The sequence below is a fragment of the Actinomyces sp. oral taxon 897 genome (assembly GCF_002999235.1).
Lineage (GTDB): Bacteria > Actinomycetota > Actinomycetes > Actinomycetales > Actinomycetaceae > Actinomyces.
Map to the genome: position 1 here is coordinate 2,556,933 of NZ_CP027236.1, position 14,602 is coordinate 2,571,534.

Annotated in this window: 12 protein-coding genes; all 12 read right to left on the reverse strand. The window is 72.9% G+C overall.

Annotated features, from left to right (window positions below):
* Positions 1–78: 78 nt before the first annotated feature.
* Entirely contained in the window at positions 79–447 is a 369-nt protein-coding gene (locus C3V41_RS10085; RefSeq protein ID WP_106110138.1) for a hypothetical protein, read from the reverse strand.
* A gap of 355 nt (positions 448–802) precedes the next feature.
* Entirely contained in the window at positions 803–2,047 is a 1,245-nt protein-coding gene (locus C3V41_RS10090) for a phosphatase PAP2 family protein (protein ID WP_129591558.1), read from the reverse strand.
* Positions 2,048–2,178: 131 nt separating this feature from the next.
* A complete protein-coding gene (locus tag C3V41_RS10095) occupies positions 2,179–3,591 on the reverse strand; it encodes a sugar transferase (RefSeq protein WP_106110140.1) in 1,413 nt (470 codons plus the stop codon).
* The gene (locus tag C3V41_RS10100) at positions 3,592–4,725 is read right to left on the reverse strand and encodes a glycosyltransferase (RefSeq protein ID WP_106110141.1); all 1,134 of its coding nucleotides are present in this window, start codon (positions 4,723–4,725) and stop codon (positions 3,592–3,594) included. It abuts the gene before it with no gap.
* On the reverse strand, positions 4,722–5,771 hold the full coding sequence (locus C3V41_RS10105; protein WP_106110142.1) for a glycosyltransferase family 4 protein: 1,050 nt from the start codon (positions 5,769–5,771) through the stop codon (positions 4,722–4,724). Before C3V41_RS10105 ends, C3V41_RS10100 begins: the two co-directional genes overlap by 4 nt.
* Complete coding sequence (locus C3V41_RS10110) at positions 5,768–6,991, reverse strand: O-antigen ligase family protein (protein WP_129591559.1); 1,224 nt, start codon at positions 6,989–6,991, stop codon at positions 5,768–5,770. Before C3V41_RS10110 ends, C3V41_RS10105 begins: the two co-directional genes overlap by 4 nt.
* Entirely contained in the window at positions 6,988–8,109 is a 1,122-nt protein-coding gene (locus tag C3V41_RS10115) for a glycosyltransferase family 4 protein (RefSeq protein ID WP_106110144.1), read from the reverse strand. The genes C3V41_RS10110 and C3V41_RS10115 overlap by 4 nt, the downstream gene beginning before the upstream one ends.
* A gap of 5 nt (positions 8,110–8,114) precedes the next feature.
* Positions 8,115–10,373 (reverse strand): N-acetylneuraminate synthase family protein, encoded by a 2,259-nt coding sequence (locus C3V41_RS14265; protein ID WP_106110145.1) that lies wholly within the window; start codon positions 10,371–10,373, stop codon positions 8,115–8,117.
* A gap of 6 nt (positions 10,374–10,379) precedes the next feature.
* The gene (locus C3V41_RS10125; RefSeq protein ID WP_106110146.1) at positions 10,380–11,075 is read right to left on the reverse strand and encodes an acylneuraminate cytidylyltransferase family protein; all 696 of its coding nucleotides are present in this window, start codon (positions 11,073–11,075) and stop codon (positions 10,380–10,382) included.
* A gap of 25 nt (positions 11,076–11,100) precedes the next feature.
* Positions 11,101–12,330 carry an RNA-binding protein gene (locus C3V41_RS10130; RefSeq protein WP_129591561.1) on the reverse strand — a complete coding sequence of 410 codons (1,230 nt, stop codon included), beginning with the start codon at positions 12,328–12,330 and terminating at the stop codon, positions 11,101–11,103.
* Positions 12,327–13,337 (reverse strand): glycosyltransferase family protein, encoded by a 1,011-nt coding sequence (locus tag C3V41_RS10135; RefSeq protein ID WP_106110148.1) that lies wholly within the window; start codon positions 13,335–13,337, stop codon positions 12,327–12,329. Before C3V41_RS10135 ends, C3V41_RS10130 begins: the two co-directional genes overlap by 4 nt.
* A gap of 290 nt (positions 13,338–13,627) precedes the next feature.
* Positions 13,628–14,590 carry a glycosyltransferase family 2 protein gene (locus C3V41_RS10140; RefSeq protein ID WP_106110149.1) on the reverse strand — a complete coding sequence of 321 codons (963 nt, stop codon included), beginning with the start codon at positions 14,588–14,590 and terminating at the stop codon, positions 13,628–13,630.
* Positions 14,591–14,602 lie beyond the last annotated feature (12 nt).

The following is a 14,602-nucleotide window of genomic DNA, read 5'->3' on the forward strand; positions in this document are numbered from 1 at the left end:
GAGAACGCCTGTTACTATCGCTACCGCGACGACCTGGTCGTCTTCCCGGAGAACCATCTGGCGCCCCTTGTGTCTGCACTATTCTCGTCTGGGATCCCTGACCTTGGTGACGAGGACGTCGGTGATCATCGCGACAGCGACGATATGGTAACCTTCTCGGAGGACCAGCTGCCGTCCCTTCCACAGACAGGGCAGGACGGCCTCCCGTGCGATGTAGTCCACCTTGACCTTCCAGACGGTGATTGAGATGAGCTCGATCGGCTCGATCAATATGGACACCGTGAACTCAGGAAACTCCTTGTGGCCGGGATGGCGGGTCATGTTCTCCTCAAGGAATTCGCAGATCGTGGCGTAGGGCCACGAGGGAGGGCCGTTAGGCCGTCCCCCAGCCGGAGAAGAAATCCATTCTACCACCGCCAAGGCCATGGGGTTGTCGATCGGCATCATCGGCCGTACTCCTTAACTTGTGGTTACGGTTTCCAGATTCTTGTTCCGTCCATTACTTGATTCAGTAGGTCAGGCCGCTCTCCTTCTTCTGCGTAGTAGGCGGGTCCTGCTCCGTCCAATTTAGCTCTACTTTCCCTGAACAGCCTGTTTATCGTTGACGAAGGCGCATAAGCCCTGCAGTCACGCCACCGATACCAACACCTGCCAGGCCCGCTGAGACGAAAGCTCTGAATGTAGCTCGTTCGCCGTAAACGAACTGTTCGTATCTCGGGTGCAGGCACAGGCTATCCATATGGGCTCCGACGTGCAGGAACCACTTTCCTGCTGGGTCTTCTGAGGAGCCCGCTCAGGACGCTCAGGAGGCGTCGCGCGGGTTGGGCGGCCTCGGGGCGGGCACCCCCAGGCCAGGCAGATCCAGGACCAGCAGGGCACTGACCACCACCAGACCCGCCCCCGCGCACCCCAGGCTCACCAGGGGGCCGGGCGCTGGCACGGACAGCAGGCTGGTGGACAGCAGCGGCGCCCCCAGGGCCAGGACGGCCACCGCGTACGCCCAGGCCCGCAGCCTCCCCAGGGCGGCGGGACGCCAGGGGAGCCTTACGGGTCGGGGCGGGGTCTGGTTGCCGGAGAGCCGAGGGAGTCCGGGTCGGGGCGGGGCCGCCTGGTTGCGGGGCTGCCGGGTCTCCTGGGACCCCGTGCTGGCAGCAGCCTGAGATGCCTGGGACCCCGTGCTGGCAGCAGCCTGAGATGCCTGGAACCCCGTGCTGGCAGCAGCCCTGGTCCGGGGCCCTGCAGCGGCCTGGGATGCCAGGGCCCCCGCTTGACCCGGCTGGCCTGGCTGGCCCAGCCCCGCCCCGTCCGGCCGCACTGCCCGGCCCAGGAGCGCCTCGACCAGGCCGCACACGCACAGGGCGGCCACGACGTCGGGCAGGACGTGGGCGCGCGAGACCACCACCGCGCCCGCCGCACCCGCCAGGACCGCCGTCTCCGCCACGCGCAGCCACCTCCAGCGGGGCAGCACCAGCGCCCAGGCCAGTACCAGCGACGCCGCCACCGTGGCGTGGCCCGAGGGCATGGAGTTGCTCGACGGGTAGACCCCGTAGGCAGGTCGGGGCAGGAGGTGGACCAGGACCTCGGTGACGGCAATGGGTACGCACAGGAGCACGACCACGCCCGGCAGCACCGACCACCGCCTTCGCACGGCCGCTACCACCACCCCGACCAGCAGGCAGCCTGCCGCGCAGGCCGCCACCGGTGCCGGGACCAGGACCTCCATGACCCGCGCGGCCGCCGTGCCCAGCCAGTCGGGGGAGCTCAGCGTGGCCCCCATGACCAGGCCGCCGGCCAGCTGCCCGGGGCGGGTCAGGACGAACACCACCCAGGTCGCCAGCAGGGCGAGCCCCCACCCCCGGGCGCGTCCCGCCCACGTCGTCCGCCCGACGCGCCAGCCCCCGGCGACCTGCTCGTCGCTCCGACCCGCAGCGGGTACCCCGTTAAAGGCCGGGCCGGGCGTCCCTGCCGCATCGTGGGCCCTGCCCGTCCCGTCCCGCTCGGCCTGCCCGGGGCCGAGCTGGCCGTGGGAGCCAGGTTGGCCGGCCAAGCCAGACCGGCCGGGCAAGCCGGGGCGTCCGGGCAGGTCCGGCGCGCCCGCTCCAGCCGCCCCGACAGCCTCAGCCGCCCCAGTCGCCCCGACTGCCCCGTGCGCCCCGTCCGTGTCCTGCGGGACCACGCTCAGTACGCCCCCCGGGAGGCCACGACGGCGTGGATGGTGCGGGCCAGGATGGCCAGGTCCTGGAGCGGGGACCAGTTGTCGATGTAGTACAGGTCCAGGCGCACCGTCTCCTCCCAGGACAGGTTGGAGCGCCCCGAGACCTGCCACAGGCCCGTGAGCCCGGGTCGGACCCGCAGCCGGCGCATCTCCTCCTCGGAGTAGCGCTCCACCTCCCGGGGCAGGGGCGGGCGCGGCCCGATCAGGCTCATGTCCCCCTTGATAATGTTGATCAGCTGGGGGAGCTCGTCAATGGAGTAGCGGCGGATGAGGCCGCCTACCCGCGTGACCCGGGGATCCTTCTTGAGCTTGAACATGACGGTGTTGGTGGTGTTACCGCCCTGGAGCTCCTTGAGGCGGCTCTCGGCGTCGAGCACCATGGAGCGGAACTTCAGCATGGTGAACGTCCTGCCGTCGCGTCCCACCCGGGTCTGGCGGAACAGGACCGGGCCGCGGTCGGTCAGGTACACCGCCACCGCGGTGATCAGCAGCACGGGTGAGGTGGCCACCAGCCCTATGACGGAGGCCAGGACGTCGAACACCCGCTTGCTGCTGGACAGGGCCCGCCCGGTGTGCGGCTCCTCCACGTAGACAATGGGCAGGCCGGCCACCGGGCGGGTGCGTATCCGGTCGGCCGCGACGTCGGCCAGGGAGGGCACGACGGCGAGCTGGGTGTGGTGCCCCTCGAACTGCCACACGTAGCGGCGGAAGTCCGTGGAGGAGGGCACCGCCCCGGCGGCGAACAGGACCAGGTCCACCCGGTTGTCGCGGGCCACGGAGAAGAGCCTGTCGGTGTGGTCCAGGGGCCCGGTGTGGGCCTGGCCCGGGCTGGGCTGGGGCAGCATGACCGTGGCCACCGGGTGCAGCCCCAGCCACGTCACCCGTCCCAGCAGGACCCGCAGCTCGGCCACCTGCTCGGGGGAGCCCACCAGCAGGACCCGGTAGAGGCCGTGCCCGTGGCGGTAGAACAGGTGCAGCAGGCGGCGTACCACCAGGCGCTCCGCCAGCAGCAGGGGGACGCCTATGACGAACAGCAGGATGAAGAAGGCCCGCGACAGGGGCGTGCGGGTCAGGAACAGGGTGGCCGCCATCCCCGCCAGCACCATGAGCGAGGCGTTGAGGACCCGACGGTAGGGCACCGTGCCCGCGCCGTACTCCCGGCTGTCGTAGCCGCCCCGGGCCGCGATCGCCGCCACCCACAGCGCCGTGGCCAGGGGCATGATCTGGAGCAGCAGCTGGTTGAGGGTGGCCGGGTCGTTCAGGCGCCCCAGGGACGCCCGCAGGTGGTAGGCCAGCAGGAAGGTCTGCATAATGACGCAGCTGTCCAGCACGAAGACGGCCAGCCGCAGCAAGCGGTCGAAGCGCCTCCTGCTCATCTAGGCCTCCGGGGAGGCAGGACGCAGCAGGGAGATCTCGTCACGGAGCGCCTGGGCGAAGCGGGACTCGCTGAAGGCGGCCCCGTGGGTGGTAATCGCCTCCCGGTCCCAGGACACGCGCTGGCCGCGGTGGACGGCGTCGGCAATGGCCGACGGCGTGGGCTCGGAGAAGAACAGGCCGGTGTCCCCGTCGCGCACCGTGTCCAGGTAGCCGCCCCCGCGCAGGGCCAGGACCGGCTTGCCGAAGGAGTAGGCCTCCAGGGGGGTCAGCCCGAAGTCCTCGAAGGAGGGCGCCAGCAGGGCCGTGGCGTGGGCGTAGGCCCACCGCATCTGGGAGTCCTCCAGCCCCTCCAGGAACCGGACGTTGGGCGGGGCCGTGCCCACCAGGTGGTCCTTGAGGGGGCCGCGCCCGATGACCACGAGCCGCTCGTCCTCCAGGGCCGCGAAGGCCCCCAGGGCGGCGTCAATGTTCTTGTAGGGCATGAGCCGGGAGACCAGGAGGTGGTAGCCGGACGCGGCCCAGTCCTCGACCTGGGGTACCGCCTGCTGCCCGGCCAGGGGGTCCATCCCCCCGGGCGGGAAGAGGATGCGCGCCTCGATGCCGTAGGCCCGGGCGATCCGCTCGGCCACGATGGTGGAGTTGGCCAGGTAGCGGTCAGCCCTCCGGGCCGCCCGGCGGTCCCAGCGCAGCAGCCCCGGACGCAGGGCGCCCAGGACCAGGGCCTGGGGGCTCAGGCGTGAGCCCTGTCCCAGGTACTGGCGGCGCAGGTAGAGGAACCGGGCCGGGGAGTGGCAGTACACCAGGGTCCGTCCCGTGGTGCGGAAGCCGTGCGCCCACCCCGTGGAGGACACCAGGGTGACCTCGGCGTCCACGCGCATGGCGCTGGCGGCGGGCGCCAGCAGGGGCAGGGCCGCCCGGTGGTTGCGACGCAGGGGGCCCACGTGGTTGAGGGGGCTGACGCGCACGTCGGCGTCGACGAACTCCGGGAAGGTCCCCTCAGGGTGGTAGAGGGTGGTGTAGATCGGGGCCTGTGGGAAGGCCCGGTGCATGGCCAGGACGACGCGCTCGGCCCCGCCGCGCACTGTGAGGTAGTCGTGGGCGATCGCCAGGGGGACCCGTGACGGCGTGCTCATGCCTGCTCCTTGAGGGCCACAGGGAGGATGTCGGTCAGGAGGAAGCGCAGGTGGCGCCGTCCGGCCTGCGCGGAGAAGTGCTGCTCCCAGCGTCGGCGGGACTCGGCCGCGACGGCGCGGCGGGTCTGCTCGGGGGCGGCCAGGGCCGCGGAGACCACCTGGGCCAGGTGGGAGGCCGAGCCCGACCGGGCGGTCCACGGGTAGCGCTCCCCGGCGACCTCGGGCAGGGCCCCGGCGTCGGAGACCACGAAGGGCACGCCCGCGCTCATGGCCTCGGCGGCCGTCAGCCCGAAGGGCTCGGCCCACACCGAGGGCAGGACCGCCAGGTCGACGGCGGAGAAGAAGTCCTCCCGCCTGGCCCAGCCCACCCGGTCCACCAGGTGGGACACCGGGGCCAGGGCCGCCTCGACGACCTGCTGCTCGTGGTCGCCCACGAAGCGGGGCTCACCGGCCAGCAGCAGGCGGAAGCGCCCGGGGGCCGCGGCGTCGAGCTCGGCCAGGGCCCGGGCCAGGACCACGACGCCCTTGTCCGGGCTGGGCCGTCCCAGGAAGCCCAGGACCACGTGCTCCGGGTCCAGGACGTGGGGCTCCACCCGGATGTCGTCGGTCCAGTTGGGCAGGATCTGGGCGTCGGGGAAACGGGTCTGGGTGGAGCGCGAGGGCACCAGCGTCACCAGGGCCCCGTAGCCGGCCAGGCGCCCGGCCACCACGTGCGCCACCGAGGGCGCCTGGTGGAGGTGGACCACCCGGTCACGGTGCCCGGCGGTGGCCAGGGCGGGGACGTGCCCGTTGCACCACAGGACGCCCTGGCGCCGGCTGGCGTCCCAGCGCCGCAGCCCGCGCATGTACTCCCGTCGCCCCGAGGCCAGGATGGCGGTGGTGGGGAAGCCCTGGCGGGCGGCCTCGGCGCCCACGCCGTCCTCCGCGGCCGGGGCCACCACGCTGACCGTATGCCCCAGGTCACGTAGGGCGTGGCCAATAGCCAGGAGCATGACCTCACCCCCGCCGGTCTGGGCGTTGTTGGCGGCCATGGTGAAGTGGGTCATACGGCTGCCCTCCTTCCCTGGGAGACGGGGACCAGGCTGGTCGGTGCGGGGATCTGGCGCATGCGGCCCGGTGGGTCGTCTGCCTGCCCGTCCCGGGGCGCCCCGGCCCACCACAGGGCCGCCCCCAGGGCCACGGCCACCGGGAAGTCCAGGAACACGTTGCCCAGGTTGAGGGCGCAGATGAGAGGCACCAGCAGGGCGGCCTCCAGCACCTTGTTGCGTATCCCCGAGGCCGGCCGGGCGAGCCTGAGGGCGACGACGAGCATGGTGGCCAGCATGAGGGTGAACAGGATCCAGCCCCCCTCGGCCCGCAGCAGCAGGTAGCTGGAGTGGAAGAAGAAGCTCTGCTGCTCCAGCTGGATGGTCAGCGTGCCCGGGCCGTGGCCGGTGAGGGGGTTGGAGGACACGATCTGCTGCTCCAGGGGGTAGATGAGCTCCCGCAGGTTGTCCGAGCCCTGCCGGTCGGCGAAGACGCCCTGGTTCTTCATGGACTCCGCGACCGTGGTGACCTGGGTGAACAGGACCGCCGTGATGGAGCCCTTGACGGCCACGGGCACGCGCGGGGGCATGAGGATCCACAGGGCGGCCATCCCGGCGGCCAGGAAGGTCGTGCGCGAGAAGGTGCCGACGATCCCCACGGCGGTGGCCAGGCCCACCACCAGGCGCCTGCCCCGGCGGGTCTCCAGGCCCAGGTAGACCAGGCCCAGGGTGATGAGCACGTACCCCGCCCCGTTGGGGTCCCCCAGGCTGCCCGTCATGCGCCCGGGGTAGTCCGAGCCGAAGGTGGCGTAGCCGTAGACGGTGCCGATCACCAGGCCCACGCCAATGCCCGAGGCCGCGGCCACGACGTCAATGCGCCCGCAGGCCATGAACAGGATGACCGCGCAGTACAGGGCCATGTGGCCGATACGGAACGGGGGGATCTGGTGGTTGATGACGCCCGACAGCAGGAACCACCCGCCCAGGGCCGTCACCAGCAGCGCCGGTGCGCCAATGCGCGACCAGCCGCGCTCGGCCCGGCGGGCCAGGGACAGCAGCACCAGCGGGATCGCCGCGACCTCCCCGATGGTGGTCCCCAGCCCCGGGAACTCGAAGTCGTTGTTGGTGATACAGACGAACAGCAGGAAGTCGGGGATCCGCCCCGAGCGGCTCAGGCGCGCGGGCAGGCCGACCACCGGCTCGGTCAGGTCGGCCCAGGCGGCGCTCGTGGCCCCCCTCACGCCTGCCACCTCCCGCTCCAGGCGTCCCGGTAGACGCCCACCACGGCGGCGGCCGTCTCGGCCCGGCCCGGCCAGTCCGCGGGCAGGTGGGGGCGCTCGTCCAGGCTCGTGCCCTGGGTGTGCAGGGCGGCGGCGACCCGCCGGACGTCGTCGGCCTCCACCAGGCAGCGCGCGGGCAGGATCTCGGGGTTGCCGCCCACCGGGGTGGCCACCACCCCCAGCCCGGCGGCCAGGGCGTCCAGCAGGGCGTAGGAGCAGTTCTCCCACACCGAGAGCTGGGCCAGGACGTCGTGGCCGGCCAGGGCGGTGGCGGCGTCCAGGTAGCCGGGGAAGGTCACGGCCTCCTCCAGGCCCAGGGAGCGCGCCGCCCGGTGCAGGGCCGCCTCCTGGGGGCCGGTGCCGGCCACGGTGAGCGTGGCCCGCGGGTGGTCACGGTGCAGCACGGAGAAGCCGGCCAGCAGCTCGGTGACCCGCTTCTCGGGGGCCAGGCGGGCCAGGGACAGGACGCGCAGGCCCGGTACGCGCCCCGGCACGCGTGCGTCGGGTCCCGGGGCGTCCACCCCGTTGGGGACCACCACCACGGGACGGCGGGGGTGCCAGGTGTCCCGCACGGCCTGGGCGGTGGCCCGGGAGACCGCGATGAGGGCGTCGTAGCGTCGACATCGCGCGGCGTGCGCGGCCGCCATGAGACGGCTGACCGCCCGCCCCCGCGCTCCCGTGCCGTGGTAGACGGCGTCGTGGCCCGGGGCGGCGATACCGTGCTCGGTGGACACCAGGCGCACCGGCCAGGTGGGCGGCACCGCCAGGGCCGCCACCAGGTCGGCGTAGGCCAGGTGGGTGTGGACCACCGCCGGGCGCAGGGTCGCCACCGCGTGGCGCAGGGCGGCCACGGAGGCCGCCAGACCGTGCTCCGGGCCGAGGTCCTCCACCAGGACCGCCGCCCCCGCCCGGCGCAGGCGCTCGGCCAGCGGCCCGGGGGGGCAGAGCACCACCAGGCGGGTGCGGGGCAGCCCGACGGCGGCCACGTCCAGCACGTGGCGGGCCACCCCGCCCAGGTCCGCCACGGGCACCACCCACAGGGCCGTAGGCGCCCCCCCGGGCACGCCCCGGTAGGACATCCCCCTCACAGGTACGCCTCCAGACGGTCCAGCGCCACCCAGAAGCCCTCACCGTTGTTCACGTGTCCCATCCAGATCTCCGGGATGAAGGAGACCCCGGGGGCCAGGCGGTCCAGCTGGCCGGCCAGCTCGGGCCAGTCCACGTCCCCCTCCCCGATCTGGACGCCCTCGCCGTCCACGCCCTTGCCGTCCACCACGTGCAGGTGGGCGGCCAGGGGCGCGAGGATCTCGGTGTACTCGCGCAGGGGGCGGTGGGCGTAGTTGGCCGAGAGCATGGAGTGGGAGATGTCGTAGGTGATCTGCAGGCCGCTGCGCCGGGAGAAGTCGCGCAGCGCCTCGGGGGCCATGAACAGGTTGTGGTACTGCTGCCCGCCCAGCAGCCAGGGGAAGGGCGGCAGCGTCTGGGGGGCCAGACGCACCCCGGAGTGGTCCACCCGCTCCAGGCCCTCGATAATGCGGTCGTACATGGCCGGGATCCTCTCGGCCGGGGCCGGGCCCTCCTTGGTGAAGCCGCCCAGGGTGGCGATAAAGACCGGGTCCTGCTCCTGGCGGAAGTAGGGCCGCAGGGAGCGGGCGATGTCAATGGTGCGTTGGAGCTCGCGGATGGAGCGCTCCCAGACGGCGTCGTCGAAGGAGGCCAGGTCCAGGATGAAGTCACCGCTGAACAGGTCCGGCAGGTGGCAGGTGTAGCCCATGGGCAGGGGGGTCTGCCGGTAGTCCGCGAAGACCTCCTCCACGTCCTCCTCCAGGTCCTTGTAGGAGTAGTGGAACTCCAGGAAGTCCGGCTGGGCGCCCGCGTCCAGGATGGCCTGGAAGTCGTGGTAGCGCACCGGCACCCCCCAGGGGCGGCGGAAGGAGTAGGGGCGGGGGCGGGCCGGGTGGTCGGAGACGTCACCGGGGTAGAAGAAGTCCCCCGCGGCGATGTCGCGGCTGGCGACCCGGCCCACGAGCTGGGGGCGGGCGTTGGGCTGCAGCCCGCGGCCCGGGGACTTGACCTCCACGTCCTGCTCGGTAATGCGCTGGCCCTTGACCAGGGGGCGGGCGGCCACCAGGGACTTGGCCAGGTTGGCGCGGTTCATGAACTCCCCGGGCTGGACGGTGCGCGGCCTGGTGGATCCCAGGGCGGCCTCCACCTCACGGATCTGGCGGACCATGGTGGCCATCTCCCCGGGCAGGAGCGAGACCTTGTGGTCGTTGCCCTCCAGGGAGCGGTCGACCGTGAAGTGCTTCTCGATAATGCTGGCGCCCAGGGCGACGGCGGCCAGGGGCACGTGGTAGCCCCGCTCGTGGCCCGAGTATCCCACCGGGCAGTCCCCGATCTCCGCCAGGCGCCGCATGTAGCGCAGGTTGAGGTCCTTGAAGGGCGCCGGGTAGGCGGACTGGCACTGGAGCAGCGCGTAGGGGGCGCCGTAGCGGTGGATGAGGGAGACCGACTCCTGGATCTCCGCCTCGGTGCTCATGCCCGTGGACACCACCAGGGGCAGGCCCTCGCGGGCGGCGGCGCGCAGCAGGTCGTGGTTGGTCAGGTCCGCCGAGGCGATCTTGATCCCGTCCACCCCGTACTCCAGGAGCACGTCCAGGCTGGGCAGGTCCCAGGGGGTGCACATGACGTCGATGCCGCGCTCGCGGCAGTGGTCGAAGACCCTGACCATGGAGTCGGCCGGCAGGGAGAAGCGGGTGAGCAGGTCCAGGGTGTACTGGGCGCCCAGGTCCTCCCCGGCGGTAATGGTCCCGGCCGCGCCGCGGTAGAGGGCGTCCAGGTCCCGCAGCTGGAACTTCACGCAGTCCGCCCCGGCCTCCACGGCCAGGTCCACCAGGCGCAGGGCCAGGTCCACCTGCCCCTGGTGGTTGTTGCCGATCTCGGCGATGACCATGACCGGCTCGTCCGGGCCCACCCGGTGGGTGCCGATGGTGAAGGAGTCGTTGCCGGGCCAGGCCACCGCCACCACGCGCCCGCGCTCGTCCAGGACCGGGACCAGGGTGACGCCGTCGCGGAAGAGCCAGTCGATCTCGTCAATGAGGGTGCCCTCGGTCACGGACCGGGGGGAGTGGTTGGCCACCGTCGAGGCGGGGACCTCCAGGTCGGTGTGGCCGGCGGCCAGGTAGCGGCGTACGTCGCCGTCGGTCAGGGAGCCGGTCAGGGTGCCGTGCTCGTCCACCAGGAAGATGGTGCGCGACTTGTTGGCGGTGATCTTGGCCAGGGCCGTCAGGAGCGGGTCCTCGGCGAAGACGATGTAGGGGGTGAAGGAGCGCTCAATGCTCATCGGCTCTCACATGCCTTCCTGCTGCATCTGGGCCAGGGTCCTGCCCGCCAGGGCCAGGTCCAGGGGTCCGTCAATGTCCACGCCCTCGACCTCGTCCATGACGAACAGCCCGATGCGCCCGCCAATACGGTTGTTCCGCTGCCGGTACACCCAGGGCCGGGTGACGTAGAGGGATCCGGTCTCCCGGTAGCGCATCTGGTCGGCGGTCAGCTCCTGGCGGCGGGGGCGGTGGTCGACGTCGAAGTCCGCCGTCGGGCCGTGCCCGTCACGGGCCGTCCACCACAGGAAGGGCGTCTGGGGGACGACGCCGACCAGGGAGTCCACGCCGGTGTCCCGGGCCTGGGCCACGGCCCGGGCGATGGTGCCCGGGCGGCGTACCGGGCTGGTGGCCTGGAGCAGGACCACGTGCTCGGGCTCGTAGCCCTGGGCGGCCAGGACGTCCATGGCGTGGAGGATGACCGGCTCGGTGGGCGTGGTGTCCTGGGCCAGCTCGACGGGGCGGTCGATGACCTCGGCCCCGGCCCCGGCCGCGACCCGGGCGAGCTCGGGGTCCTCGGTGGAGACGACCACCCGGGCGCCGTCCACGGCCAGGGCCTGCTCGATGGTCCACACCACCAGGGGCTTGCCGCCGACGTCGCGGAGGTTCTTGCGAGGGACGCCTTTGGAGCCTCCACGGACGGGGATGACGATGAGCGTGCTCATGGGATCCTTCAATCTGCCGGTGCGTTCAGTGGCGTGTGAGAGCCAGGGCGACGGTCCGGGCGGGTTCCTGCCCGGTGGCGGGTGGCGGGGGGGTGGGGGACGCGCCCCAGGGGGACATGCTATAGCGGGCGTGGAGGGCGCTGAGCCAGTCCGGCGCCCCCGGGGCGTGGACCCACGCCGCCAGGCCCCGTGCCGCCGCCTCCAGCACGCCGGTGGAGAAGACCGACACCACGGGAGAGCGGGTCTCCACCAGGGGGGTCCCGGAGCGGTCGATGGTCATGCCCTCCCGCTCCCAGGCCGCGTGCGTCCAGCGCGACAGGCGGTCCCTCTCTGCGGGGTGGGGCCGGTAGAGGGCGCCCGTGGCCCGGCAGAAGTCGTGGCTGGTAGCGGTCATGTAGGCCCGGCCCAGCTCGACGCCGTGGAGCTGGCCCAGGAAGGTCGGCGCGGCGTCGGACCCGGCGTCAGCAGGGGGCTCCTGGGCGGCGCGCCACAGCAGCTGGGAGGCCACCACCTCGTGGCTGACGTCACGGCGGCCCGAGGCCCAGAAGGCGGCGTCGGCCTCGCTCCAGGCCAGCAGGTGCGCGCCCACCGGCAGCGGGGCCATAAAGGGGGTGAGGATCCCGTGCTGGACCACCACGAACCGGGCCCCGTGGGACTGGGCCCACCGGTAGGCGCCCGCGCCCAGGGGCAGGTAGTGGCCCACGGCCAGGACGTCGGTCACGCTGTCGAGGCGCTCGGCCACACCGGCCGCGCTCAGGGGCACCACGTCCCAGCCCGGGGCGGTGGAGGCGGTCCCGGGGGCGCCGTCTGTCTCCGGGGCGGCTGCCGCCCCGCTCGCCTCCGGGGTGCCGCCCCCCGGGGTACCGGTGGCGGGTCCGGTGCCCCCCCGGGCGCCGTCGGGCCCGTCCAGGAGCGCCAGCACCTCGGGCGGGCAGACCACCACGACGTCGCGCAGGTGGGCCAGGGGGGCGATAAGGGCCGCCTGCTGGGAGGAGGTGGGGGCGTCCACCACCACGGCCACGCGCGGCGCCCCGCCCCGGCTGGCAATGACCGCCTCCGGCCCCCCGGCCCCGCCGTGCAGCACACGGCCCGAGGCCAGGGCCACGGCGGCCCGGGCCCGGCGCAGGCGGTGGTGGGAGCCCTCCCAGGCGCGCCAGGGCGCCAGGCGCTGGGGGAAGAGCAGGTGGTCGGCGGGGGCCTGCGGGGCCGGGGCGTGGCCCACCAGGAGGGGGACGGCCAGGTCGGTCAGTGTCATGCCCACAGCGCCTCCAGCTCGGCGGCCCGGTGGTCGATGGTGTGCTCGGCCAGGGTGCGGCGTCGGCCCGCCTCGCGCACGCCCTGGGCCCAGGCGGTGTCCGTGGCGGCCCGGCGGCACAGGTCCACCAGCTCCTCGGGGGAGTGGAAGACCAGGACCTCCCTGCCCGGCTCGTAGAGGTCGGCGACGTCGTCGCGGTCAATGAGCTCCAGCCCGCCGACGCCGGGGATCTCGTAGGTGCGCATGGTGAAGCCGTCCTGGCGGTCGTGGATATTGAGGCTGGCCACCGCGCCCGCCTGGATCCCGTAGGCCACCTGGCGGGGTACGTCCCGGTGGGAGGGGACCGGCGGGCGCCGGGCCAGCCAGGTGCGCGCCAGGTCCACCGGGTGGTGGGAGAAGGAGCGTCCGTAGGCCCGCACCGCCACCCCGGAGCGGTCCAGGTGGGCCAGCAGGGCGCCGCGCTGGCCGTAGTTGGCGCCGATGAACACCACCTCGTCGCTGGACCGGGGACGGTAGGGCAGGTGGGAGTCGTAGCCGTCGCGTACGTGGACGACGTGGGCGCCGCGCGCGGCCAGGGCGGCCGTGTCATGGGCGGAGTAGGAGGCCACCGGCCCGTGGGCCATGACCGCCTCGTAGCTGGTGCTCATCCGCTCGATCTCGTCGTAGACGAGGGTGACGGGGCGGGCCCCGACGTCGGCCACCGCCTCCCAGAAGTCCTCCTGCAGGACGTCGCCGCGGATGACCAGCACCCGCTCGGGGCGGCTGGAGCGCACCGCCCGGGCCGCCCGGGCGCTGACCTGACGGGCCCAGCGCGCCTGTCCGTCCCCGCCCAGCCGGTCCACCAGCTCCACCCGGGCCTTGTGGCCCAGGCGGGCCAGGACGCCGCCCAGCTCGTCGTAGCGCAGGGTGCGGGTGGGGTGCCCCAGACGCCGGAACGCGCCCTCGTAGGCCTGCCAGTACCCGTGGAAGGACGGGGAGATAATGAGGAGGCGCGGGCTTGACAGCATCACATCATCGTAACGGGTCCCCGGGCCTCCTATGAACAGGCTGTGGACCCCGGCGACCCCTTCCGCGCTGGTGGAGGGCCCGGCGCTGACCAGGTTGGGGAGCGAGTGAGACCCCCGGCCGGACCAGGAGGAGGCAGGGCAAGACCGCTATGCGTATTATAACACATGAATATGGTGTAGATCTCTCGCGGGATAAAGGCGATATCCTGTTCGTATCGTGACATTCTGCGCGCAGAGACGTGTTCCGTGCGAAGCGGGGATATTCACGCACAAGGTCGTGCCTGTGGGCCCTACCGGCGGGCCGGGGCGCGGTTGGCCGCCGGGACCCACCGCTCGGGGTGGGTCAGGAGGTGGTACTCCTCACGGGCCACCTCCACCGGACGCACCGGTGAGCCCGCCAGGCGGCGGGCCGTGTTCCACACCAGGTTGACCGCGGTGGCGGCCGCCAGCCCGGCCTGGAGCCGCCACACACCGGCCTGCCCCTCCCACTTGCGCGCGTACCGCAGCCTGCCGTCCACCAGCCAGCCCCGACGCCGTTCCGGGGCCGAGGAGGCACCCCCCTCGTGCCCCACCGACAGGCCGCCGAGCAGCACCGAGGGGACGCACAGCTCCCTCAGGCGCCGCTGGAGGTCCACCTCCTCGCAGTTCATGTAGAAGGACTCGTCCAGGCCGCCCACCGCGCGCCAGACGGCGGCAGGCACCAGCATGAGGGCCCCGATGACCCAGTCCACCGCGGTGTCCCGCCCCGAGGCCGTGCGCGTGTCGTGCCCCACCGCCTCGTGCAGGGCCGGCAGGTGGCGCCACCGGGCCAGGGGGACCAGCCACTCGGTGACCTGGTGGGCGGTGGTGGGGAAGTGGCGGCCCGGCCAGGAGGTCCGTCCTCCCGGGGCCAGCACGTCACAGGACACCAGCGCCGGCATCCAGGGGGCCGCGGCCGCCACCAGGCGGTCCAGCAGGTCCGGGGCGACCTCCAGGTCGGAGTTGAGCACCAGCAGCAGCTCCCCGGTGGCGGCGGCCGCGCCGGAGTTCACGGCGGCCGCGAAGCCCCCGTTGCGCTCGCGGCGCACCACCCGCACGCCCTCGGTGGCGGGGAAGGGGGTGGGGGAGTGGTCGTCGGAGACAATGACCTCGTGCAGGTGGGGGGAGGCGCTGGCGCGCAGCGAGGTGACCAGGTCCTGCGCGGGGCCGGGATCCCCGTAGAAGGGGATGACGACGCTGACGGTCGGTGCGGTCCTCGTGCGGTGCTCAGGCATTGCCGCATCGTA